Here is a 23122-nt window from a genome sequence, read left to right as displayed (position 1 = left end):
AGCAGACGTACGGATGTGGGGCCCGGCGGTGAAAACCGCCGGGCCCCACTGTCGTACGGGGCGTGGCCGCACAGGTACTGGGTGTTGCCGGGAACATCGAAGTTCCTGCCCCCGTAGGGCTCTTCGTGGCACGATGCTGTCTCCGCGATCACGCGCACCGCGAGGGGGACCGGCATGGTGCAGGCGCCGCCTCCTGGCCTGGGTGAGATCGACGCACTGGTGCATGAATGCTGGTCACGGCCGCCCCGGACGGCGGACCGGGCGCTGCCGGTGATCGCGTTGCTGGGGCGGCCCGGCAGCGGCAAGACCTTCGCGCTCGACCATTTCGAGACCGTGACGCGCGGGGCCCCGGCCGCCCGGGTCGACTTCGCGGCGGCGGACGAACAGCGGCCGTACGAGGTGGCCGTGCATCTGGCGTTCCTGCTGGCGCGCAAACACAGCGGGATCAAGCCGCTGCGCTTTCCCCGGCTGCTGCTCGGCCTGCTCGCCGTACAGCCCGAACTGTCGCTGACCGACCGGGAACAGGCCACCCGCGAGCTGCGCAAGGCGTTACGGCAGGCCCGCAACCGCGGCGCCTCGGTCGACGCCGGCGAGGGGATCAGCTCGATCGTCGACTCGCTCGGCCTGTCACCGATCCCCGGTACTGACCTCATCATCGGCGTGCTGCTGCGCGGCTTCGAGTACATGCCGACCCGTACCTTCCTCAACCAGACGTACCACTGGTACGGCACGCTCGGGCCGCCCACCGCGATGGACGAGTTGGTCGAGCTGAACCTGCGCAGCCGCAGCACCGCGGAGGAGCACCGGGAGGCGGTGGACCGGCGGTTGTGCGAGGCGTTCCTCGCCGATCTGCGCGCCGCCTATACGCATGCGCGCCGCGACCACAACTGCCTGGTGATGCTCGACAACATCGACCACAGCCGTGGCACCCGCTTCCTGGACCTGCTGGTCCGGCTGCGTGCGGAGCACGCGGTGTCGCACCCCGACCGCTACGACCCGCTGCTGATCGTGGCGACGAGCGCCACCACGCGTGCGGTGCCGGGTCCCGCCGACGGCCGACCAGGCGACCCGTACATCCAGCCCGCGGACCGTGCCTCCTACGCCGACTGGCGGCCGCGCACCGACGCTCCGCCCGCCGAGTGGTGGTACCCGGTGCGGCTGCGCGACCTGTACGAGGTGGAGGTGTCGCTCGAGGCGGGACGTCATCCCGTGCACGCCACGCGGCTCGCTCGCGCCACCCCGCTGGTGCACCGGCTCACCTACGGCCACCCGTGGAGCGTCCAGCAGGTGCACACCGCGATCGGCGGGCTGCTCGCGGCGGGGGTCTCCGACCGCGATCTGTACGGTCTGCTCGACACCCCGGTTGCCGGCGACGGAGGCGACCCGGTGCGCAGGCCGCCGCTCGGAGCCGTCGTCCGCGACTACCTGCTCGACGGGCTGACCGTCGACCAGCGGGCCGCCGCCGTCCCGGTCGCCGCGGCCAGGACCCCCGCGGCGGCCGTCAACTCCGGGCTGCTCAACGACCTGTCGGAGCATGCCCGGGACACCGTGATGCTCGAACTGCGCAACCAGCTGTGGCTGTTCGCGCCCGTCCCGGAGGACGCCAACACTCGCGGCGGACGCGGTCCGTCCGGCTATCTGCTCCCGGCCGAGGCCCCCGAGGAGCGGCCGGTCCTGCATCCCTGGTTGCGGCTGCTGCTGTTGGAGGAGCTGGCCGGGTCGGCGGCCCCGGCCGGCGGGCTCGCCGCCTGGCAGCAGGCGCATCACGGGCTGCGAGCCTGGCACGAACGCCTCAGCCGCCCGCTGGACGCCCTCTACCACCGGCTCGCATTGAATGAACTCGACGCCGTGGTCGCGCACTTCGCGCGCGGCTTCGGCGCGGCCGACGCGGTGCCTTGGCTGCGGGAGCTCTACTACGTCACCGCGGCCCCGATGCACCGCGCGCAGCTCATGGACGCCCAGCCGTCGCACAACGCGGGTCAGCTGGCCCGTGAGCACGCGCCCGTCGCGTACGCCGATCCGGTCACCGGCCGTCCGCTGGCCGAACTGGCGGCCGCGCTGTGGCTCGCGGGCGACCCGCGCAACCGGCTCCCGCCGGGCCGCCCCGAACTCAACTACAAGATCAGCGCCATGTTCCGGCAGCTGGCGCTTGCGGCGGACGCCGACACCGACACGCTGCTGGACGAGGCGGCCCGGTTCACCGACTGAGGACCGGACCCGGCCCCGTTCGAACTCGTCCGATCCCGTCTGATCCCTTCTGAGGAGGAGCGCGTGATGTCGACCCGGGGGCATTGGGTGACCGGCCGTCGTCTGTGGATGCGGTGGCCGTGGAACGTGGTGCTGGCCGTGCTGGTGCTCGCGCTCGTCGGTGGCACGCTCACCTGGGTGCTGTGGCCGGAGGACACCTCGTGCGCCGACGGGGTACGGCACGTGGGGGCGGACCGGAGCTGCGTCGGCGTGACGGACGGCTCGTTCCACTTCTCCGACAACCTGGCGGCGGTCTCCGACCTGATCCACACGCAGAACGTCAAGGTGGACAACGACTCCCGTTCCTTTGTGAGCATCGTGTATCTCATGCCGCTGGATCCCGGGCCCAAGGACACCAATACCCCGGACTCCGTGCGGCACGAGATCCAGGGCGCGTACGCCGCGCTGTACGAGCGGGACAACACACTCAAGGGAGGCGACGTCCCCCGCATCCGGCTGCTGCTGGCCAACTGCGGCAGTACCGATGAACAGCGGGACGCCACGCTGGAGGAGATCCGCGAGCGTGTCGGTCCCGAGCACATCGTGGCCGTGGCGGGCCTGGGCACCAGCACCGACGCGACCGCGCGGATGATAGGGAAGGTCACGGGCACCGCGGAGACCGGCGGGCTGCAGCTCGCCGCGGTCGGCTCCGTCCTCACCGCGGACACTCTCGCCACGATCCCGGGTCTGGTGCGTACCGCCCCGACCAACGCAGACGAGGCCGCGGCCGCCGCCGCGTTCCTGAAGCAGCCGCAGTACGCCGGGTTGAAGGTGATGGTGATACAGGACGCCCGTCGCGACGACCAGTACAGCCACACGCTGGGCGAGAAGTTCCTGTCGGTCCTCCCGAAGGAGCGGTTGGCCGGCCAGGTCGAGCAGTACGACTCCTCGCAGGAAGGCGTCGCCACGGCGTTCGCGACCCGGATGGCGAACCTGTGCGCGGTCAAGCCCGATGTCATCTACTTCGCCGGGCGCGGTGTGAACCTGCCCAGTTTCCTGGCGCCGCTCAAGAACCGGCCGTGCTCCGGCCGCAAACTCATCGTCCTCTCCGGTGACGACGCCTCGCAGGTCGCCCAGGCCGCCGGATTCGGCGAGATCAAGGAGACCCTGCGCAGCGGCACCGTCCGGCTGCTGTACACCGGCCTCGCCCACCCCGAGGCCTGGGAGAAGCGCCCCGACGCGTACCCGGACGAGGCGAGGTCGGAGACCGGAACGCTCGGCAGGCGCGGCTACTTCCGAGCGACGTTCCCGCTGGAGGCGCTCGACGACGGCCAGGCGATCATGGGGTACGACGCCGTCAGCGCGGCGGTCGACGGCGCCCGCTGGGCGGGTCGTTCCCCCGAGTCCAACGGCCGGGTCACCGGCTCCCAGATGATCCAGATCTGGCAGTCGCTGCACGGGGTCGACGCGGTGCGGGGAGCGAGCGGGTACATCTCCTTCGCCAACGACGGCTCACCCCAGGACAAGGCCGTACCGGTCATCGAGATCGGCGCCGACGGCAAGGTCCGTACCCTCGCCGTCTCCTCCCGCACGGGAACTCCGTTCACCCCGCAGAAGGACTGAACAGGCGGGTGCGGCGGCCACCGTGGCGGTGGCCGCCGCACCCCGGCCGTGCGGTCAGGACGGGTAGAGCTGACCGACCGGCACGATGCGCTGTGCCTCGTCGGGGGCGTACCAGAGCAGCTTCATGGCTGCCTCGCCGGTGCGCTCGGTGAAGTCGACGCGGATGGAGTACTTCTTTCCGGCCTGCAGTGTCACGGTGCCGGTGTTGACGGCGGCATCGTGCGGTGTGGTGTTGCTGATGATCTGCTTGCCGTCGATCCAGACCTGCACCGTGTCGTCGGAGACGGTGAGGAAGGTGTATGTCTGGCTGTAGCGGGGCTGGACGGAACCGGTCCACCGTGCCGCGAAGTTGTCGGTCGGGACGGCGGGGTCCGGTGAACCGAGGTAGCGCCAGGCGAAGTTGAGCGTCCTGTCGGTGCGCGTCACCTTCGGGGCTCCGCTGAACGAGGTGTTGTCCCAGTACTGCGCGGTCAGCCCGGTGCCGGTGCCGTTCACCGGCTGCGGCGGGGCGTAGGTCAGCTCGATGACGGTGGCGATCGCGTTGACCGCAGCCCCTGACGGTGTGATGTCGTAGCCGTCACCCGCGGCCTTCACGGTGACCTGCTGACTGCTGCCCAGCACCCGCGCCCCGGTGATGGAAAGCGGTGCGGTGGCGGTCAGGTGCAGCGGTTTCCCGGCGCCCGGCCAGGTGTAGACCGATGCCTCCAGCTTGTCGCCCGGCGCCGAGGCCACGGCTCCCCAGGAGGGCGTGGCCACGTTCCTGGCCGCGTTCGCGCCGTACACCGCGGCGCCCTGGCCGTTCGCGGAGAGCCAGGAGCCCATCGAGTGCAGCCGGTCGACCGCCCCCGCGGGCACCGCGCCGGTCCTGTCGGGGCCGATGTTGAGGAGGTAGTTGCCACCGCGCGAGGCGATGTCGACGACGTTACGGGTCAGCGCGGTCGCGGACTTCCAGTTGGTGTCGTAACTGGCGTACCCCCAGTGGTCGTTGAGGGTCATGCAGGATTCCCAGAGCTGGCCGCCGACCGGGGCCGAGGGGATCTCCTGCTCCGGGGTGCCGTAGTCGCCGTCCACGACCCGTCGCTTGTCGACACGGTTGTTGATCACCAGGTTGGGGTCCAGCCCGTGCAGATAGCTCTGCAGCGCCTCACCGTCGGCGGTCGACCACGGGTTGGTCGGGTTGTCGGTCGCCCACTCGCCGTCGAACCACAGCACCGCCGGGTGGTAGTTGTCGACGAGCTCCTTGAGCTGGGCGTACATGTCCTTCTTGTACTGGGTGAAGTTGGCGGTGAAGTTCGGGTTGTGCCAGTCCCAGATCGAGTAGTACAGACCGAACTTGATCCCCTGGGAGTCGGCGGCGGCCTTCATCTCGGCCAGGATGTCGCGGCTCTTGCTGAACGACGAATGGTCGCGCAGATTCCAGGTGTTGACCTTCGTCGGCCACATCGCATAGCCCTCGTGGTGCTTGGCGGTCTGCACGATGTAGCGCTGGCCCGCGTCCTTGGCCAGCTTCGCGATCGCGTTCGCGTCGAAGGACGCCGGATTGAACTGGGCGGCGATGTCCTCGTACTGCGCCTTGGGTATGGCGCAGTTGCGCTCGATCCATTCGGCGTCCCGGCACACCGTGCCGTTCGGGCGCGTGTACGTGCCCTGCAGCTGGGAGTAGGCGCCGTAATGGATGAACATGCCGAACCGGTCGTCGCGCCACCACTGGGTGCGGGCGCTGCTGAAGGGGTCGTCGTAGGCGTAGTTGGTGCCGGGGCCGGCGGCGGCCGGCGCGGTGGCGGCGGCGGTTGCCGGGCCGCCGGTCAGACCGATGGCCGTGACCAGGGCGACCGCGAAGGCGAGTAGCAGGTGAAGTGTGCGTGCTGAGCGTCTCATGGGCATCTCCGTTGATGCGGGGACAGGGCTCATCCGCAGGACGGGACAGTGACAGAGCGAGAAACTTTCATCCGATGTCTAGTGGTGGTCGGCGACGCCCGTCAAGAGAAGTTGCCGGATACGCGCCACTCCACGGCAATTCCCCGCGCCTCTCCGGCTGTTGGTGGGGGAAGTCATCCAATCTTTGCGGCGTGACTACCAGGTACGCCCTGCCTGCAGCAGATGGTCGCGGACCAGGGCGACGTGCGGGAGCTCGCCGGCGCCGGGGCGCTGGGCGAGGTACGCGGTGTTGATCGGCGGATCCTCGGGCTCGAGGAGCGGAACGAGCGCCCCGCAGGCGAGTTCGGCGGCGCACAGATAGCGCGGAAGGACGGTGAAGCCGGCCCCGGCGACGACCGCGGCCAGGACCCCCCGCAGGTCCGGGACGGTGATGGCGGCCTGGGCGGACAGGCGGGCACCGAAGACATGGCGCCAGTAGCGGCGGGCGATCGGCAGATCCTCGGCATAGCTGACCAGCGGTGCGGCGCGCAGCGCCGCCGGTCCCTCGGCCTCGACGCTGCCGGAGCCGATCCGCCGGGCCCACGAGGGCGCCGCGACGAGGACGAACTCCTCGTCCATGAGCGGGACGGCGGTGACGCTGCGGCCGCGCGGCCGGACCGTGGAGATCACCAGGTCGTAGCGGCCGGCGCGGAGCCCTTCGAGCAGGTCGTCGGTGAGGCCGGTGGTGACCCGCAGCCGCACTCCCTCGTCGGTCAGCGGAGCCAGCGCCGGGAGCGCCCGTAGGCACAGCAGCTCGGCGGGACCGGCGAGGTGTACCGGGTCCGCGGGTATCCGGCGGTCGGAGCGGTCCCGGCCGGTGACTGCCGCGAGGGCGTCCAGCGGGCCGGCGACATCGGCCGCCAGCTGGTCGGCGACGGCCGTGGACGCGACGCCGCGCGGCAGCCGGTCGAAGAGCTGACGTCCCAGCCGCTCCTCCAGGGCGCGCACCTGGGTGGTCACCGTCGGCTGCGACAGGCCGAGCAGCTTCGCGCCCGCGGTGAAGGAGCCGGCACGGTGCACGGCCAGGAAGGTCCGCAGCAAGGTGAGGTCCACGGCTGCGAGCCCCGGTCCCTGCAGCTCCGGTCCAGACAGCTCCGATCCATCGGGATTCCTATGGGTCATGATGGTGATTCTATTGGATTTCAATGGATCAGCGGCCTACGTTCGAGGTCGACAGCGATCTGACACTCCACGTACGGAATGTCGGACCGTCGCCCCCACCGAGAGATGTGACATGGCAAAGATCCTGTTCGTGATGACCGGTGCCGACCACTGGACGCTGGCCGACGGCACCAAGCACCCCACCGGTTTCTGGGCCGAGGAGGCCGTGGCCCCCTACCGCGCCTTCACCGGCGCCGGCTACGAGGTCGTGATCGCCACCCCCGGCGGAGTCGTCCCGACCGTCGACAAGGGAAGCCTCGCGCCGGAGGTGAACGGCGGCAAGGAGGCCGCCGACGCGATCGTCGCCGAGCTCTCCGCGATGACCGTCCTGAAGAAGCCCGTCAAGCTCGAAGAGGTCGAACTGGCCGAGTACGACGCGGTCTTCTACCCGGGCGGACACGGCCCGATGGAGGACCTGGCCGTCAACGCCGACTCCGGCCGGCTGCTGACCGCCGCCCTGGACTCCGGCAAGCCGCTCGGTGTGGTCTGCCACGCCCCCGCCGCGCTGCTCGCCGCCACGCGCTCCGACGGCACCTCGCCGTTCGCCGGCTACCGGCTGACCGGCTTCACCAACGTCGAGGAGACCCAGGCGGGCCTCGCCGACAAGGCCAAGTGGCTGCTCCAGGACCGGCTCGTCGGGCTGGGCGCCGACTTCCAGGAGGGCGAGGCGTGGGCGCCGTACGTGGTCGTCGACCGCAACCTGATCACCGGGCAGAACCCGGCCTCGTCCGCGCCGCTCGCCGCCGAGCTCCTCAAGGCGCTGGGCTGACCGCACGATGGCCAACGACCGGCTGACCGAGGTGCTCGACGCCACCTACACCTGTCTGACCAGGTACGGCGTACGGCGCACCACCATGGACGACATCGCCTCCACGATGGAGGTGTCCCGGTCGGCGGTCTACCAGTACGTCCGCAGCAAGGACGATGCCTTCCGCCGGCTCGCCGAGCGCCTGCACACCCGGGCGCTCGAGCGGGCCCGGCGGGCGGCGGCGGGTGACGGCCCGGCCCCGGAACGGATCCGGGGCATCCTGGCGGCCAAGCTCGATCTGGTGCTGGAGCTCGCCGGGGACTCCCCGCACACCGCCGAACTGCTGGACGAGAAGGCCCGGTTGTTCGGCGACATCTGCCACGGCTTCACCACCGAGCTGCGGGCCCTGCTGATCGGGGTGTTCGCCGAAGCGGGCACCGGTCCGCCCGACCCGGCCGACGCCGCGGACATCTGCATCGCCCTGGTCGTGGGACTGGAAGCCACCCAGGACGGTGCACGGCTGCTCCGCCCGGCCACCGATGCCCTGCTGGCCGGGCTGCTGGATATGGGGCCGCGGCCCCGATGACTACTCGTCCAGGCCCTCCGGAAGCCCGCCGGTGTGCACCACGGCGAGCGACCGGGTGGCACGGGTCAGGGCGACATAGAGATCGCTGGTCCCGCGCGCGGAGCCGGCGACGATGAGCGCCGGCTCGACGACGATCACCGAGTCGAACTCCAGCCCCTTGGCCTGCCGGGGGTCGAGCAGCACCGGCGACTGCGTCAGGTCGGGCTCCTCGCCCGCCGTCACTCCCGGGAGCTTGCCGGCCAGTGCCTCGTGCAGCGCCCGCGGCGCGATCACCGCGAGCCGGCCGCTGTCGGGGGTCTCCAGGGACGCGGCCTCCGCGACCGTACGGACGATGTCGTCCGTGGCGTGCACCTGCGGTCGTACTCCCGTCGAGCGCACCGAGCGCGGCGGCTCGTACGACGGGTCGGCGGCCCGCGCCACACCGGCCGCCAACTCCATGATCTCGGCCGGGGTGCGGTAGTTGACACCCAGCCGCACATGGCACCAGCGGTCACCGACATACGGGTCCAGGATCTGCCGCCACGAGTCGCAGCCCGCCGGATCGCCGGTCTGGGCGGGGTCGCCGACCAGGGTCAGCGAACGGGTCGGGCAGCGCCGCATCAGCAGCCGCCACGCCATCGCGGACAGCTCCTGCGCCTCGTCCACGATGATGTGGCCGAAGGCCCAGGTGCGGTCGGCGGCGGCGCGTTCGGCTGCGCTGCGGTGGTCGGCCTCCTCGTGACGGTCGGCGAAGCGCTCCGCGTCGATGAGGTCGTGGGCGGCCAGCACCTCGGACTCACCGTCCTCGAACTCAAGCGTGCGCGAGCCGTAGGACAACTCCAGCACCCCCTGCGCGTAGGCCACCTGCTCGCCCCGCTCCCGCGCCGCAGCGGCCCGCGCGGCCCGGTCGTCCTCGCCGAGCAGCTCGGCCGCCTCGTCCAGCAGCGGAATGTCGCCGACGGTCCACTCGCCGCCGGTGCGGCGGATCAACTCGGCCTCCGCGGCGGGCAGCTGGACCGGATCGGCCAGGAAGTCACCGACCAGCTGCTGCGGGGTGAGGTAGGGCCAGTACGCGTCGATGGCGGCGTGCACCGCAGGGTTGTCGTTCAGTTCGCGGCCCAACTGCTCGACCTCCTGCGGGTCGAGGAAGTTCTCGCCGTCGAACGGGTCCGTGCCGAGCCGTTCGGCGAGCTGCGCGGTGAGCGCGTCGAGGACGAAGCGGCCGAAGTGGGCGCGGGCCAGGTTGTGCGGCAGCCGGGTCTGGCGCGCGCAGTGCCGGGCGTCCTCGGCGGTGGCCCGTTCCAGCAGCAGCGTCTCGCGCTCGTGCTGGATGGGCAGGGCCGGGTCGGGGACGGTCTGCCGGTCGCGCAGCACCCGCGCGAGGACATCGGCCATACCCGCCCGGCCCTTGATCGCGGCGGTCTCCGGGCGGTCGGTGCCGGTGGCCGCGACGCCGGGGAAGAGCTCTCCCACGGTGGACAGCAGCACACCGGTCTCGCCGAGCGAGGGCAGCACCTCGCCGATGTAGCCGAGGAAGGCCGGGTTGGGCCCGACGATCAGTACCGCGCGGCGGGCGAGCTGCTCGCGGTAGGCGTAGAGCAGGTACGCGGCGCGGTGCAGCGCGACGGCGGTCTTGCCGGTCCCGGGCCCGCCCTCGACGACGAGCACACCCCGGTGCGGGGCGCGGATGATCTCGTCCTGCTCGGCCTGGATGGTCTGCACGATGTCGGCCATCCGCCCGGTGCGGGCGGCGCCGAGCGCGGCGAGGAGCACCGCGTCCCCGCTCGGGTCCTCGTGGCCGGTGCGGACCGCGTCGGTGAGGTCCAGGACCTCGTCGTGGAGCGCGGTGACGGTGCGGCCGAGGGTGGTGAGGTGCCGGCGGCGGCGCAGGCCCATCGGGGAATGCCCGGTGGCGAGATAGAAAGGACGTGCGACGGGGGCCCGCCAGTCCACGACGAGCGGCGTGCGGTCCTCGTCGTCCTGCCGGATTCCGATACGGCCGATGTGATGGCGTATGCCATCGGCGAAGTCGATTCGCCCGAAGCAGAGCCCGGACTCCACGGAATTGAGCGCGGAGAGCCGGTCGGTCCGCTCGGTGGCCGTCACATCGCGTTCGAGGCGGGCTTGCAGACCCTTTCCCACCTGGGCGAAGGACGCCTGGACTGCGGTCTCGGCCTGCTCGCGGAGCGTGTCGAGGCGCTCGTAGAGCCGTGAGACGAATTGCTGTTCATTCTGCAATTCCTCGGTTGACAATTCAGCTCCTGACGCGGTACTGTGTCCACATAAGACTCCTCCGCGCTGTTTTGACGCGCGAAGACATGAAAGACTCAATATACGCGATGCAATACCCCGGACGTCAATGCGTCCGGGGTATTTTTCTGCGCGGGATCATTCGCCGAGTGCCGGATCATTTGCCGGGCAGCGCGCCGGGCTCGTCCGCGTCCTTGCCGGTGGCGGCCGGGCCGACCAGCTCCTTGAGGACGTCGGCCATGGTGACGAAGCCGATGCTGCGGCCCTGCTCGTCGACGACCGAGGCGAGATGGGCCCGGCCGGCGCGCAGGGCGGTGAGGACGTCGTCGAGCGGGCCGGCGGAGCTGACCGTGGTGATCGGGCGCAGCGCCTCGCGGGGGAAGGGGCGGTCCCGCGGCTCGGTGAACAGGGCGTCCTTGACGTGCAGATAGCCCAGCACCCGGCCGTCGGCCTCCGCGACCGGGAAGCGGGAGAAACCGGATCGGGCGGACAGCTGTTCCAGCCCCTCGGGGGTGATGCCGAGCGGGGCGCGGACGACGCGGTCGGTGGGCAGCGCCACCTCGCCGACGGGCCGGCGGCCCAGCTCCAGGGCGTCCTGCAGACGTTCGATGGCCCGCGAGTCCAGCAGCCCCGCCTGGCCGGCGTCGATCACCATGCGGGAGAGCTGCGCGTCGGAGAAGACGGCCGCGACCTCGTCCTTGGTCTCCACCCGCAGCAGCTTCAGGAGGGTGTTGGCGAAGGCATTGATCGTGAAGATCACCGGCCGCAGCGCCCGGGTGACGGCGACCAGCGGCGGCCCGAGCGCGAGCGCGCTGCGCGCGGGTGCGGCCAGGGCGACGTTCTTGGGGACCATCTCGCCGATGAGCATATGGAGGTAGGTCGCTACGGCCAGAGCGATGACGAAGGCGATCGGGTGGATGAAACCGTCGGGCACGTTGGTCACGTGGAAGACCGGTTCGAGCAGATGCGCGATGGCCGGTTCGGCGACGATGCCCAGCACCAGGGTGCAGACCGTGATGCCGAGCTGGGCCGCGGCGAGCAGCGGTGACAGGTGCTCCAGGCCCCAGATGACGCTGCGGGCGCGGCGGTCGCCGCCTTCCGCGTGCGATTCGATCTGGCTGCGGCGTACCGAGATCATGGCGAACTCGGCGCCGACGAAGAAGGCGTTGACGATCAGGGTCAGTGCGCCGATGAGGAGTTGCAGGACGGTCATCGGGCGCTCTCCCCGTTCGGCGCCGACCCGGTGTCGGAGGTGGGCGGTGAGACGATCCGGACGCGGGAGGCCCGCCGCCCGGCCGCCTCGGTGACCTCGAGCCGCCAGCCGTCCAGCTCGACGGTGTCCCCGACGGCCGGGATCCGGCCGAGGCGTTGGGCGACGAGCCCGGCGAGGGTCTCGTACGGGCCTTCGGGGGCGTGCAGGTCGATCTCCTCCAGTTGGTCCTCGGTGCGGGTCGCGCCGTCGGCGTCGTAGGTCCGCCGGCCGTCCGCGTCCTCGCCGACGAAGGTCAGGTCGGACAGCTCGTGCGGGTCGTGCTCGTCGCGGACCTCGCCGACGACCTCCTCGACGATGTCCTCCAGGGTGACCACACCGGCCGTACCGCCGTACTCGTCGATGACGACGGCCATGGACTGCTTGCCGCCGAGCCGGTCCAGCAGTCGGTCGACGGTCAGTGTCTCGGGCACCAGCAGTGGCTCGCGCAGCAGCGAGGTGACCGGGAAGTGCGGGCGACGCCCGGCGGGGACGGCCAGCACGTCCTTGATGTGGGCGGTGCCGATGACGGAGTCGAGGGTGCCGCGGTAGACGGGGAAGCGGGACAGGCCGGTGGCGCGGGTCGCGTCGGCGACGTCCTCGGCGGTGGCGTGCGAGTCGAGCGCGGTGACCTGCACGCGCGGCGTCATCACGTTCTCCGCAGTGAGTTCCGCCAGGTTCAGGGTGCGGACGAACAGTTCTGCGGTGTCGGCCTCCAGCGTGCCGGCCTTGGCGGAGTGCCGGGCCAGCGCCACCAGCTCCTGCGGACCGCGCGCCGAGGCCAGCTCTTCCGCGGGCTCCAGTCCCATACGGCGCAGGATCCGGTTGGCGGTGTTGTTCAGGTGCCGGATCAGCGGGCCGAAGGCGGTGGTGAAGGCGCGCTGCGGGGCGGCGACGGCCTTGGCGACCGGCAGCGGGCGGGAGATCGCCCAGTTCTTCGGGACGAGCTCGCCGACGACCATCAGCAGCACGGTGGACAGCGCCGTGCCCAGCACCAACGCGGCGGAGGCGGCCGCGGAGTCCGGCAGTCCCGCGGCCCGCATCGGACCGGTGAGCAGTTTGGTGATCGAGCCCTTGGAGAGCATGCCGATCACCAGGCCGGTGACGGTGATCCCCAGCTGCGCGCCGGAGAGCTGCAGCGTCAGGGTGCGGACGGCCTGCAGCGCCGCGGAGGCGCCGCGCTCACCGGCCTGCTCCGCGCGTTCCAGCTCACCGCGTTCGATGGTCGTCAACGAGAACTCGGCCGCGACGAAGACGCCGCAGGCGAGGGTGAGCAACAGAGCGACCACCAGGAGGAGCACTTCGGTCATCGGGTCACCTCCGTCCCATGATCGGGCAGGGGAGGTCGGTCCGCACGGCACCGGCTACTGGGAGGCTCGTCCATGGAGGGACGCTCACACCTTTCCTGGGGGTCGTTCCGTAGGAGGACTCGATCACGCTCATAGTAAAGGAACGGCAAAGGCGCGGCGTGGCGCGGGGGCTCCGGAGCGCTCGGCAGGTCGCGGACGACGCCACGCGCGGGCTACCCGGCGGTGTCGCGCGAACTCGTTCCGTGATCCCCCCAGGTCACTGTTTCACCGCGTTTTCGATCATGCGGGAAGGCTCGTGACGAGGCTTCCGGGACGGGTCCCGAGGGATAGGGTGGAAGCTTCCCGCGACCCGCCCCGGAGGTGCCTGCCCGGTGTCCGACAGCTTTGTCCACCTGCACAATCACACCCAGTTCTCGCTTCTTGACGGCGCGCAGAAGCTGCCCATCCTCTTCAAGAAGATCGAGGAGGAGGGGATGCCGGCCGTGGCCATGTCGGACCACGGCAACATGTTCGGCGCGTACGAGTTCTTCCAGGTGGCGAAGAAGGGCCCGGTCAAGCCGATCATCGGCATCGAGGCCTACGTGGCGCCGTCCTCGCGGCGCAACCGGAAGCCGGAGTTCTGGGGTCCCGGCGGGCAGCGGGCCGTTTCGGACGACGGCGAGGGCAGCAAGGACGTCAGCGGCGGCGGCCGCTTCACCCATATGACGATGTGGGCCGAGCACGCGCAGGGGCTGCGGAACCTCTTCCGGCTCTCCTCGCTCGCGAGCTTCGAAGGCTTCTACGGCAAGCCCCGTATGGACCGCGAACTGATCTCCCAGCACGCCTCGGGGATCATCGCGACGACGGGCTGCCCGTCGGGCGAGATCCAGACCCGGATCCGCCTCGGCCAGTTCGACGCGGCCCTCCAGGCGGCCTCCGACTTCCAGGACATGTTCGGGCGGGAGAACTACTTCCTGGAGCTGATGGACCACGGCCTGGACCTCGAGCGCAACGTCCGCGAGGACCTGCTCAAGATCGCCAAAGAGCTGAAGATCCCGCTCCTGGCGACCAACGACTCGCACTACGTGCACGAGAGCGAGGCCGACTCGCACGACACGCTGCTGTGCGTCGGCGTCGGCAAGAACAAGGACGACCCGGGCCGCTTCCGGTTCAACGGGACCGGCTACTACATCAAGACCGCGGCCGAGATGCGGGAGCTGTTCTCCGAGCTGCCCGAGGCGTGCGACAACACGCTGCTGATCGCCGAGCGCATCCAGGACTACGACGAGGTCTTCGCCGAAGTCAACCAGATGCCGCAGTTCGTGGTGCCGGAGGGCGAGGACCAGGAGTCGTGGCTGCGCAAGGAGGTCATGAACGGCCTGGTGATGCGGTACGGCGACCCCATCCCGGACGCCGTCATGGAGCGCTTCGAGACCGAGATGAAGATCATCGGTCCGATGGGGTTCTCCAGCTACTTCCTCGTCGTCGCCGACATCTGCAAGTACGCGCGTGACAACGACGTACCCGTCGGCCCCGGCCGTGGTTCCGCGACCGGTTCCATCGTCGCGTACGCCACCCGCATCACCGAGCTGTGCCCCCTGGAGCACGGGCTGCTGTTCGAGCGGTTCCTGAACCCCGAGCGCATCAACCCGCCCGACGTCGACCTCGACTTCGACGACCGCCAGCGCGACCGCATGGTGCGCTACGTCACCGAGAAGTACGGGGAGGAGTACACCGCCCAGGTCAACACGTTCGGCACCATCAAGGCCAAGGCCGCGGTCAAGGACTCCTCCCGCGTCCTGGGCTATCCCTTCGCGATGGGCGACCGCATCACCAAGGCCATGCCGGCCGACGTGATGGGCAAGGGCGTCCCGCTCACCGGCATGTTCGACCCCTCGCACCCGCGCTACGGCGAGGCGGGCGAGATCCGGCAGATGTACGAGAACGAGCCGGACGTCAAGCGCGTCATCGACACCGCGAAGGGCATCGAGGGCCTGGTCCGCGGCACCGGTGTGCACGCGGCCGCGGTGATCCTCTCGAAGACGCCCCTGCTGGACCTGATCCCGATGCACCGCCGGGACAAGGACGGCGTGATCATCACGGGCTTCGACTACCCCAGTTGCGAAAACATGGGGCTGGTCAAGATGGACTTCCTGGGTCTTCGGAACCTGGGCATCATCCATCACGCCCTGAAGATCGTGAAGGAGAACCGGGGGGTGGACATCAAGACCGAGACCATCCCGCTGGACGACACCACCACCTACGAACTGCTGGCGCGCGGCGACACCCTGGGCGTCTTCCAGCTCGACGGCGGCAACATGCGCGCCCTGCTGAAGCTGATGGAACCCACCCGGTTCGAGGACATCGCCGCCGTTCTCGCCCTGTACCGGCCGGGCCCGATGGCCGCCAACGCGCACACCAACTACGCGCACCGCAAGAACGGCCGCCAGGAGATCGAGCCGATCCACCCCGAGCTGCGCGAGGCACTCGACCCGATCCTGGGCACCACGTTCCACCTGCTCGTGTACCAGGAGCAGATCATGGCCATCGCCCGGGAGCTGGCCGGCTACAGCCTCGGCGGCGCCGACCTGCTGCGCCGCGCGATGGGCAAGAAGAAGCCCGAGGTCCTGGCGGCCGAGTGGGAGAAGTTCCACGGCGGCATGAAGGGCAACGGGTACAGCGAGGAGTCCATCAAGGCGCTGTGGGACGTCATGCTCCCGTTCTCCGGCTACGCCTTCAACAAGTCGCACACCGCCGGCTACGGACTCGTCTCGTACTGGACGGCCTACCTCAAGGCGAACTACCCCGCCGAGTACATGGCGGCGCTGCTCACCTCGGTGGACGACGACAAGGACAAGGCCGCCATCTACCTGGCCGACGCCCGCAAGATGGGTGTCAACGTGCTGCCGCCGGACGTGAACGAGTCCACCGCGGACTTCACCGCCGTCGGCGACGACGTCCGGTTCGGTCTGAAGTCGGTGCGCAACGTGGGCACGAACGTCATCGAGTCGCTGGTCGCCTCCCGTAAGTCCAAGGGCAAGTACACGGCGTTCAGCGACTTCCTCGACAAGGCGGAGATCACCACGCTCAACAAGCGTGCGGTGGAATCCCTGATCAAGGCCGGCGCCTTCGACTCGCTCGGACACACCCGCAAGGGTCTGTCCGCGGTCCACGAGGACGCCATCGACGCGATCATCCCGGTCAAGAAGGCCGAGGCGTATGGTCAGGACGACCTCTTCGGCGCGCTCGACAGCGGTGACGACGGCGGCGGCAGCGGCTTCGGTCTGGACTTCAAGATCGGCGAGGACGAGTGGCCGCGCAAGCAGCTGCTGTCGACCGAGCGGGAGATGCTGGGCCTGTACGTCTCGGCGCACCCGCTGGACGGGGCCGAGCACATCCTCGCCCGCAACCGCGACACCTCCATCGCCGATCTGATCGCCTCCGGGCAGACGCAGGGCGTGGTGAAACTCGCGGGGCTGATCACCACCGTCGAGCGGCGGATGACGAAGCAGGGCAACGCCTGGGCGATCGTGCATCTCGCCGACCGTGACGCGAACATGGAGATCTGCTTCTTCCCCGCCTCCTACCAGCTCGTGCAGCACGCACTGATCCCGGACACCGTGGTCGCGGTGACCGGACGGATCAACGACCGCGACGGAACGATCAACATCGCCGGTCAGGAACTGATGGAGCTGGACATCTCGTCCGCCGAGTACGGCGGGAAGCCTCCCGTCCAGCTGTTCATGCGGGCCCACAAGCTCAACCAGCCGACGATCAACGAGCTCAAGCGGATCCTGCGCGCCCACCCGGGCGACAGCCCGGTGCGCATGCGGGTCCGGGGGCCGGAGAAGACCACCGTCTTCGAGCTGGGGTTCCTGGTGAACCACGAGACCATCGCCTCCGACATCAAGGGCTCCTTCGGCGCCGAGAGCTGGCTGGGCGTGGCGTGACCGAACAGTGGTTTCCGTCCCACCGCGGTGGGACGGAAACCACTGGCCGCGGTTCCCCGCGAATGTTTGACTGCGCCGCATGAACGACCTCCTCATCCGCGCGGCGGACCCCTCGGACATCGCGGCCGTACTCGGCTTCTGGCAGGTGGCGGCCGAGGGCGCCAGCATCAGTGACGACGAGCAGGGCGTGGCCCGGCTGATCGCCCGGGACCCGCAGGCGCTGCTCCTGGCCGAACGGGACGGCGAGCTCCTCGGGTCGGTGATCTCCGGATTCGACGGCTGGCGGTGCCACATCTACCGGCTGGCCGTGCACCCCGACGCGCGTCGCCAGGGGATCGCCGCCGCGCTGCTGGAGGCGACGGAGGAGCGGTTCGCGGCGCTGGGCGGGCGGCGGGCGGACGCGATGGTCCTGGAGCGCAACGAACTGGCCCACCACGCCTGGAAGGCGGCGGGCTACGGCCCCGAGGAGCAGTGGCGGCGCTGGACCAAGCCGCTGCGGTAGCGGCCGGCCCGGCGGGATCCGGCTACGCCCACTTGCCGCTACTAGCGGATCGGCGCTAGCTTGGAGGTATGGCCAAGACCCAGTTGAACGTGCGGGTGGAAGAGTCCACCGCCGAAACGGCCCGGGACCGGGCTTCGCGCCGGGGCATCAGCGTGAACCGGTACATCGAAGAGCTCGTCCAGCAGGACGCGGGTGAACGCGGACGGACCTTCGTCGAGGCCGCGGCCGACTTCATGAAGAGCTACGAGTCGGTCTTCGCTGAGGAGTTCGGCACGGAGCGCGAAGGCAGCCGTTGAGCCTGCGTATCGACCTGGCCTGGCTGCTCATGGTCGCCGAGCACAACACCCCTGGCGACCCGCAGGTCACCGACTGGGGCGCGCTGCTCGCGGCGGTGAGCCGGCATCAGGCAGAGATCTTCGGCACCCCCGTCTACCCAGACCCGCACGACCGCGCCGCCGCACTGCTGCAGATACTCGTGCACGTCCCCGCCCTGGAGCGGTCCAACGCGATGTTCGCCTCGGCGGTCGCGTACGCCTACCTCGTCGCCAGCGGACTCAAGATCACCACCTCGCCGGAGCAGGTCCGCGACCTGGCCCGGTTGGTCAAGGACGGCTCCGCGGGCGTCGGCCGGATCGCGGACGAGCTGCGCGGCTGGGGAGGTTAGCCGGGCGGCTCTCGCACCCCGCCCGGCCGGGGAACCCGCGGTCAGCCACGTCCTTCGGTCCGGGTGAACTCCTCGGCGTCCCACACGCCGCCGAGCTGCGGGGCCAGCCAGCCCGGCGCGGCGGCGCGGAACTCCTCCGGCGTGAGCGTGCTCGCACCGGCCGGCAGCACGCCGAGCAGCGGTACGCCCGCCGACTCCGGGAGGTCGGTCAGGTTGCAGCGTTCGGCCAGGTCCGGTTCTGCCGGCCAGCTGCCGACGATGACCCCGGCGCACCGCAGTTCGCGGGCGGCCAGTGCCTCCGTCGTCAGCGTGGCCGTGTTGAGCGTGCCGAGGCCGGCGGGGACCACCACCAGCACGGTGGCGCCGAGCAGCTTCGCCACGTCGGCCAGCGTCGAGCCGTCTTCGTCGAAGCGCACCAGCAGCCCGCCCGCGCCCTCGATCAGCACCACGTCGTGCACGGCCGCCAGCTTCGCGGCCGCCTCCGCGATCTCGGCCGGACGCACCGGGTGCAGTCCGGCTCGCCGGGCCGCGGTCGCGGGGGCCAACGGCTCGGGGTAGCGGGCGAGTTCGACCGCGGTGACCCCGCCGGCCAGCCGCGCCACCTCGGCGGCGTCACCCGGCTCACCCTCCGCGACCCCTGTCTGGGCCGGCTTGAGTACGGCGACGCTCAGGCCCTGCGCCAGTGCGGCCGCGGCGACCGCCGCGGTCACCACGGTCTTCCCGATCTCCGTGCCCGTCCCCGTGACCGCCAGTACCGCCATGTGACCGCTTCCTCCTTGTGTCGATGCCGAACGGGCCGCCCGCCCGCCCGTTCGCCGCTGGTGCTCAGCCCACGCGCGCGGCCGCCACGACCGCCGCGCAGATCCGCGCCACGTCCTCGTCCCCGGTGACGTACGGCGGCATGATGTACACCAGATCACGGAAGGGGCGCAGCCACACACCCGCCCCCACCGCGGCCCGGGTGGCCGCGGCCATGTCGACCTCGTGGTCGAGCTGGACGACGCCGATCGCCCCCAGCACCCGGACGTCCCGCACCCCCGGCAGCGCGGCGGCGGGCGCCAGCCCGTCGAGCAGTCCGGCTTCGATGCGTTTGACCTCGCCGACCCAGTCCTGCGACAGCAGCAGGTCGATCGAGGCGCAGGCGACCGACGCCGCGAGCGGGTTGCCCATGAACGTCGGGCCGTGCGCGAGCACCGGGACCTCGCCGCGCGAGATGCCCTCGGCGACCTCCGTGGTGCACAGCGTCGCCGCCATCGTCAGATAGCCCCCGGTCAGCGACTTGCCCAGGCACATCACATCGGGGGAGACGCCGGCGTGCTCCGCCGCGAAGAGGGCGCCGGTACGGCCGAAGCCGGTGGCGATCTCGTCGAAGACCAGCAGCACGCCGTGCTCGTCGCACGCCTCGCGCAGCACCCGCAGATAGCCGGGGGAGTGGAAGTTCATTCCGCCGGCGCCCTGCACCACCGGCTCCACGATCACCGCCGCGAGCTCGTCGGCGTGACGGCCGATCAGCTCCCGCAGGTGCGCCACGTAGCGCGGGTCGGGCTCGGCACCGAAACCGGACGGCGGCGCGTCGGCGAAGACCTGGCGGGGAAGTACTCCCGACCACAGGCCGTGCATCCCGCCGTCCGGGTCGCACACCGACATCGGCTGCCAGGTGTCCCCGTGGTAGCCGCCGCGCCAGGTCAGCAGCCGCTGCTTGGCCGGCCGGCCCAGCGAACGCCAGTACTGCAGGCACATCTTCACCGCGACCTCGACCGACACCGAGCCGGAGTCGGCGAAGAAGACATGGCGCAGCGGCTCGGGGGTGATCTCCACCAGGCGGGCCGCGAGCCGGACGGCGGGCTCGTGGGTGAGCCCGCCGAACATCACATGGCTGAACCGGTCGAGCTGGTCGCGCGCGGCCTCGTTGAGGACCGGGTGGTTGTAGCCGTGGATCGCCGACCACCAGGACGACATGCCGTCGATCAGCTCGGTCCTGCCCTCCGCCGGGGCGGCCAGCCGCAGCCGGACCCCGGACGCCGATTCGACGATCAGGGGCTCCTGGCGGCCGGGCATCGGTCCGTACGGATGCCAGACGTGCTCCCGGTCCAGGGCCAGCAGCACGTCCGGCGTCAGCACGTCGGGCGTCAGCGCTTGCGGCGTCGGCGGCGCGGCGAGCGGCTCAGGCATTGGGCGCCAGGTCCGTTCCCGCTCCACGTCGGCGGACGGTGACCAGCCCGGTGCGGGCGGCGCCCGCCGTGACGGGCGCCTGGTCCTGCGACCCGACGGGCTCCGCCACCGGCTCGGGCGCGCTCTGCGCCCCGCCGCCGCAGGGACCGCAGCCGCCGCCGTCCGCGTGCGAACCGCATCCCGCGTCCTGGCCCTGCGAGCCGCAGCCACCGGCCGCGTCGTGCGAACCGCAGCCGCCGGCCGCCTGCGCCACGTCAGCTCGGTGCTGGGGGAGCGTGACCGTGCCCGCGCCCTCCACCTCGAAGCCGGCGTCGGCGATCATGTCGAGGTCGGCCTGGCCGGCCTGGCCCTCGCTGGTCAGGTAGTCGCCCAGGAAGATCGAGTTCACCAGGTGCAGGGCGAGCGGCTGCATCGAGCGCAGGTGCACCTCACGGCCGCCGGCGAGCCGGACCTCGACGTCGGGGCAGACGAAACGCACCATCGCCAGGATCCGCAGGGCGCGCTGCGGGGTGAGGTTCCACTCCTCGGCCAGCGGGGTGCCCTCGAACGGGATGAGGAAGTTGACCGGCACGGAGTCCGGGTCCAGCTCGCGCAGCGCGAACACCACGTCCACGAGGTCGGCGTCGGACTCGCCCATGCCCGCGATCAGGCCGGAGCACGCGGACAGCCCGGCCGCCTGCGCCTGCTGAACGGTGTCCACCCGGTCGGCGTACGTGTGCGTGGTGGTGATGTCCCCGTATGTCGCCTCGGAGGTGTTCAGGTTGTGGTTGTACGCGTCCGCGCCGGCCTCGCGCAGCCGGTCCGCCTGACCGGCGGAGAGCAGGCCCAGGCAGGCACAGACCTCGATGCCCTCGTTCTGCTCCTTGATCGCCTCGATGGTCTGGGAGACCCGGTCCACGTCGCGGTCCGTGGGACCACGTCCGCTGGCCACCAGACATACCCGTTTGGCCCCGCCCGCGACCCCGGCCGTCGCGGCGGCGGCCGCCTCGTGCGGCTTGAGCCAGGTGTACTTCAGGATCCCGGCCGTGGAGCCGAGCCGCTGCGAGCAGTACGAGCAGTCCTCGGGACACAGTCCGGACTTGAGGTTGACCAGGTAGTTGAGCTTCACACGGCGCCCGAACCACTGGCGCCGTACCTTGCCGGCCGCGGTCACCACATCGAGCAGGTCATCGTCGGAGGTCGCCAGTACGGCAAGCGCCTCATCCCGGGTGGGCAGCTCTCGGCGCAGCCCCTTGTCCACCAGCGTGTTCAGCAGATCCATAGGGGCGATCCTGGCTCACCGAGGGGCCCGGAGCCAATGATGGACCGCACAACAGGGGTGGCTACAGGTGTGTGTATCACCACACCCTGTCCGGGCGGCCCGACCAGTACGTTGCTGCCAGGCCCACCCGCACCACCCCGGCCGCACCGCCGGACCCCCGGGCAGAACCGCCCCAGCCCGCCCCACCGACCCCAGGGACCCCGATGAGCCGCGACCCGTTCGACTGGATCGACGCCCACGCCGAGCGGCGCCGCGAGGCCGGCCTCGTCCGCACTCTGCGACCGCGGCAGGCGGACTCGGCACTGCTGGACCTGGCGGGCAACGACTATCTCGGACTCGCCCGGCACCCGCAGGTCACCCGGGCCGGGGCCGACGCCTGCCTGCTGTGGGGCGCCGGCTCCACCGGCTCCCGGCTGGTCACCGGCACCACCGAGCTGCACACCGAACTGGAGGCGGAGCTCGCCGAATTCTGCGGGTTCGAGGCCGCCCTGGTCTTCGCCTCCGGCTACGCCGCGAACCTGGCCGCCGTCACCGCGCTGACCGGGCCCGGCACGCTCATCGTCTCCGACAGCTCCAACCACGCCTCGCTCATCGACGGCTGCCGGCTCTCCCGCGCCGACACCGAGGTCGTGGCACACCGGGACACGACAGCGGTGCGCAAGGCCCTGGACGCGCACGGCGGGTCCGCTGTCGTCGTCTCCGACTCGGTCTTCTCCGTCGACGGCGACGCGGCCCCGCTCGCCGCGCTGGCCGCCGCCTGCCGCGAGCACGGAGCGGCGCTGCTGGTGGACGACGCGCACGGGCTGGGCGTCCTGGGCGAGGGCGGCCGGGGCGCGGCCTGGGCCGCGGGGCTGGCCGGCGCGCCCGACGTGGTCGTCACCGCCACCCTGTCGAAGTCGCTCGGCAGCCAGGGCGGAGTGGTGCTCGGCCCGGCCCGGGTGATCGAGCACCTGGTGAACGCCGCCCGCACCTTCATCTTCGACACCGGGCTCGCGCCCGCCGCTGCGGGCGCGGCGCTCGGCGCGCTGCGCCTGCTGCGCCGCGAACCGGAGCGCGCCGAGCGGGCCCGCGCTGTGGCACTCGAACTGTACGAGCGGCTGACCGCGGCGGGACTGCGCTCGGCGCGGCCGGACGCCTGTGTGGTCGCGGTGCGTGCCCCGTCGGCCGGCGAGGCGCTGCAGTGGGCGGCGGACTGCAGGACCGCGGGCCTGGCGGTGGGGTGCTTCCGGCCGCCGTCGGTGCCCGACGGCATCTCGCGGCTGCGGTTGACCGCCCGCGGCGATCTGACGGATCAGCAGATCGCCGAGGCGGTCGAGGTGATCGTCCGTACCGCTCCCGGGGATTCAGCCGGTTCCGCCGAACTCACCCGCGCGTAGCGCCCTTACGAAGGTGTCCCAGACGGCCGACGCGAACAGCAGCGCCGGCCCCTGAGGGTTCTTGGAGTCGCGCACGGCCAGCAGTCCGGAGGACAACTGGGCCGTTTCGACGCAATTGTTGGCGGCGGTGCTGTAGCTGCTGCGCCGCCATCGGGCCGCACAAAGAGTTGTGTTGGAGGAAACGTACCGAGGCAGTACCGACATATGG

18 protein-coding genes are annotated in these 23122 nt (G+C 70.9%); 9 read left to right on the top strand and 9 right to left on the bottom strand.

What is annotated here, in order from left to right; translation table 11 throughout:
• Positions 1-174 precede the first annotated feature (174 nt).
• Both AC07DC_RS22900 and AC07DC_RS22895 read left to right on the top strand, forming a co-directional pair.
• Positions 175-2208 (top strand): hypothetical protein, encoded by a 2034-nt coding sequence (locus tag AC07DC_RS22900; RefSeq protein ID WP_478916277.1) that lies wholly within the window; start codon positions 175-177, stop codon positions 2206-2208.
• A 66-nt stretch (positions 2209-2274) separates the two neighbouring features.
• The gene (locus AC07DC_RS22895) at positions 2275-3810 is read left to right on the top strand and encodes an ABC transporter substrate-binding protein (RefSeq protein ID WP_478916276.1); all 1536 of its coding nucleotides are present in this window, start codon (positions 2275-2277) and stop codon (positions 3808-3810) included.
• A gap of 54 nt (positions 3811-3864) precedes the next feature.
• On the opposite strand, the gene AC07DC_RS22890 is transcribed toward AC07DC_RS22895, so the two are convergent.
• Both AC07DC_RS22890 and AC07DC_RS22885 read right to left on the bottom strand, forming a co-directional pair.
• Positions 3865-5688 carry an alpha-L-fucosidase gene (locus AC07DC_RS22890; RefSeq protein ID WP_478916275.1) on the bottom strand — a complete coding sequence of 608 codons (1824 nt, stop codon included), beginning with the start codon at positions 5686-5688 and terminating at the stop codon, positions 3865-3867.
• A 195-nt stretch (positions 5689-5883) separates the two neighbouring features.
• Positions 5884-6849 carry a LysR family transcriptional regulator gene (locus AC07DC_RS22885; RefSeq protein ID WP_478916274.1) on the bottom strand — a complete coding sequence of 322 codons (966 nt, stop codon included), beginning with the start codon at positions 6847-6849 and terminating at the stop codon, positions 5884-5886.
• Positions 6850-6961: 112 nt separating this feature from the next.
• On the opposite strand from AC07DC_RS22885, the gene AC07DC_RS22880 reads away from it, so the two are divergent.
• Together AC07DC_RS22880 and AC07DC_RS22875 are read left to right on the top strand one after the other, a co-directional pair.
• Entirely contained in the window at positions 6962-7657 is a 696-nt protein-coding gene (locus AC07DC_RS22880; RefSeq protein ID WP_478916273.1) for a type 1 glutamine amidotransferase domain-containing protein, read from the top strand.
• 7 nt (positions 7658-7664) lie between these two features.
• A complete protein-coding gene (locus AC07DC_RS22875; RefSeq protein ID WP_478916272.1) occupies positions 7665-8222 on the top strand; it encodes a TetR/AcrR family transcriptional regulator in 558 nt (185 codons plus the stop codon).
• Here AC07DC_RS22875 and AC07DC_RS22870 read toward each other — a convergent pair whose 3' ends face one another.
• From AC07DC_RS22870 to AC07DC_RS22860, 3 genes are all read right to left on the bottom strand, one after another.
• Positions 8223-10454, bottom strand: coding sequence for a HelD family protein (locus AC07DC_RS22870; protein ID WP_478916271.1), 2232 nt, complete (start codon positions 10452-10454; stop codon positions 8223-8225).
• Positions 10455-10608: 154 nt separating this feature from the next.
• The gene (locus AC07DC_RS22865; protein WP_478916270.1) at positions 10609-11664 is read right to left on the bottom strand and encodes a hemolysin family protein; all 1056 of its coding nucleotides are present in this window, start codon (positions 11662-11664) and stop codon (positions 10609-10611) included.
• Entirely contained in the window at positions 11661-13010 is a 1350-nt protein-coding gene (locus tag AC07DC_RS22860; protein WP_478916269.1) for a hemolysin family protein, read from the bottom strand. Before AC07DC_RS22860 ends, AC07DC_RS22865 begins: the two co-directional genes overlap by 4 nt.
• Positions 13011-13381: 371 nt before the next feature.
• Here AC07DC_RS22860 and dnaE point away from each other — a divergent pair, with 371 nt between their 5' ends.
• The 4 genes from dnaE to AC07DC_RS22840 all read left to right on the top strand — a co-directional run bounded on the left by dnaE (position 13382) and on the right by AC07DC_RS22840 (position 18105).
• Positions 13382-16939, top strand: coding sequence for a DNA polymerase III subunit alpha (gene dnaE / locus AC07DC_RS22855; RefSeq protein WP_478916268.1), 3558 nt, complete (start codon positions 13382-13384; stop codon positions 16937-16939).
• Between the two features lie 79 nt (positions 16940-17018).
• Positions 17019-17441: a GNAT family N-acetyltransferase gene (locus AC07DC_RS22850; protein ID WP_478916267.1), complete on the top strand. Its 423-nt coding sequence runs from the start codon at positions 17019-17021 to the stop codon at positions 17439-17441.
• 68 nt (positions 17442-17509) lie between these two features.
• Positions 17510-17737 (top strand): antitoxin, encoded by a 228-nt coding sequence (locus tag AC07DC_RS22845; protein WP_138354499.1) that lies wholly within the window; start codon positions 17510-17512, stop codon positions 17735-17737.
• Entirely contained in the window at positions 17734-18105 is a 372-nt protein-coding gene (locus AC07DC_RS22840; RefSeq protein ID WP_478916266.1) for a fic family toxin-antitoxin system, toxin component, read from the top strand. The genes AC07DC_RS22845 and AC07DC_RS22840 overlap by 4 nt, the downstream gene beginning before the upstream one ends.
• A gap of 41 nt (positions 18106-18146) precedes the next feature.
• On the opposite strand, the gene bioD is transcribed toward AC07DC_RS22840, so the two are convergent.
• The 3 genes from bioD to bioB form a co-directional block, all read right to left on the bottom strand.
• Positions 18147-18866, bottom strand: a complete 720-nt coding sequence (gene bioD, locus AC07DC_RS22835; protein ID WP_478916265.1) for a dethiobiotin synthase — start codon at positions 18864-18866, stop codon at positions 18147-18149.
• Positions 18867-18930: 64 nt separating this feature from the next.
• Complete coding sequence (locus AC07DC_RS22830; RefSeq protein ID WP_478916264.1) at positions 18931-20277, bottom strand: adenosylmethionine--8-amino-7-oxononanoate transaminase; 1347 nt, start codon at positions 20275-20277, stop codon at positions 18931-18933.
• Complete coding sequence (gene bioB, locus AC07DC_RS22825; RefSeq protein ID WP_478916263.1) at positions 20270-21538, bottom strand: biotin synthase BioB; 1269 nt, start codon at positions 21536-21538, stop codon at positions 20270-20272. The genes AC07DC_RS22830 and bioB overlap by 8 nt, the downstream gene beginning before the upstream one ends.
• Before the next feature lie 203 nt (positions 21539-21741).
• On the opposite strand from bioB, the gene AC07DC_RS22820 reads away from it, so the two are divergent.
• Positions 21742-22914, top strand: a complete 1173-nt coding sequence (locus AC07DC_RS22820) for an 8-amino-7-oxononanoate synthase (protein ID WP_478916262.1) — start codon at positions 21742-21744, stop codon at positions 22912-22914.
• Here AC07DC_RS22820 and AC07DC_RS22815 read toward each other — a convergent pair.
• Positions 22882-23118: a DUF397 domain-containing protein gene (locus AC07DC_RS22815; RefSeq protein ID WP_478916261.1), complete on the bottom strand. Its 237-nt coding sequence runs from the start codon at positions 23116-23118 to the stop codon at positions 22882-22884. The genes AC07DC_RS22820 and AC07DC_RS22815 overlap by 33 nt on opposite strands.
• Positions 23119-23122 lie beyond the last annotated feature (4 nt).

This window comes from Streptomyces sp. NPDC045021, from assembly GCF_056432645.1.
This window is presented reverse-complemented; position numbering and strand designations above follow the sequence as displayed.

Bases quoted from the DNA above. Each gene is read 5' to 3' on its own strand.
- AC07DC_RS22900 (WP_478916277.1), top strand. From the start codon at position 175: ATGGTGCAGGCGCCGCCTCCTGGCCTGGGTGAGATCGACGCACTGGTG.
- AC07DC_RS22895 (WP_478916276.1), top strand. From the start codon at position 2,275: ATGTCGACCCGGGGGCATTGGGTGACCGGCCGTCGTCTGTGGATGCGG.
- AC07DC_RS22890 (WP_478916275.1), bottom strand. From the start codon at position 5,688: ATGAGACGCTCAGCACGCACACTTCACCTGCTACTCGCCTTCGCGGTC.
- AC07DC_RS22885 (WP_478916274.1), bottom strand. From the start codon at position 6,849: ATGACCCATAGGAATCCCGATGGATCGGAGCTGTCTGGACCGGAGCTG.
- AC07DC_RS22880 (WP_478916273.1), top strand. From the start codon at position 6,962: ATGGCAAAGATCCTGTTCGTGATGACCGGTGCCGACCACTGGACGCTG.
- AC07DC_RS22875 (WP_478916272.1), top strand. From the start codon at position 7,665: ATGGCCAACGACCGGCTGACCGAGGTGCTCGACGCCACCTACACCTGT.
- AC07DC_RS22865 (WP_478916270.1), bottom strand. From the start codon at position 11,664: ATGACCGTCCTGCAACTCCTCATCGGCGCACTGACCCTGATCGTCAAC.
- AC07DC_RS22860 (WP_478916269.1), bottom strand. From the start codon at position 13,010: ATGACCGAAGTGCTCCTCCTGGTGGTCGCTCTGTTGCTCACCCTCGCC.
- AC07DC_RS22850 (WP_478916267.1), top strand. From the start codon at position 17,019: ATGAACGACCTCCTCATCCGCGCGGCGGACCCCTCGGACATCGCGGCC.
- AC07DC_RS22845 (WP_138354499.1), top strand. From the start codon at position 17,510: ATGGCCAAGACCCAGTTGAACGTGCGGGTGGAAGAGTCCACCGCCGAA.
- bioD (WP_478916265.1), bottom strand. From the start codon at position 18,866: ATGGCGGTACTGGCGGTCACGGGGACGGGCACGGAGATCGGGAAGACC.
- AC07DC_RS22830 (WP_478916264.1), bottom strand. From the start codon at position 20,277: ATGCCTGAGCCGCTCGCCGCGCCGCCGACGCCGCAAGCGCTGACGCCC.
- bioB (WP_478916263.1), bottom strand. From the start codon at position 21,538: ATGGATCTGCTGAACACGCTGGTGGACAAGGGGCTGCGCCGAGAGCTG.
- AC07DC_RS22820 (WP_478916262.1), top strand. From the start codon at position 21,742: ATGAGCCGCGACCCGTTCGACTGGATCGACGCCCACGCCGAGCGGCGC.
- AC07DC_RS22815 (WP_478916261.1), bottom strand. From the start codon at position 23,118: ATGTCGGTACTGCCTCGGTACGTTTCCTCCAACACAACTCTTTGTGCG.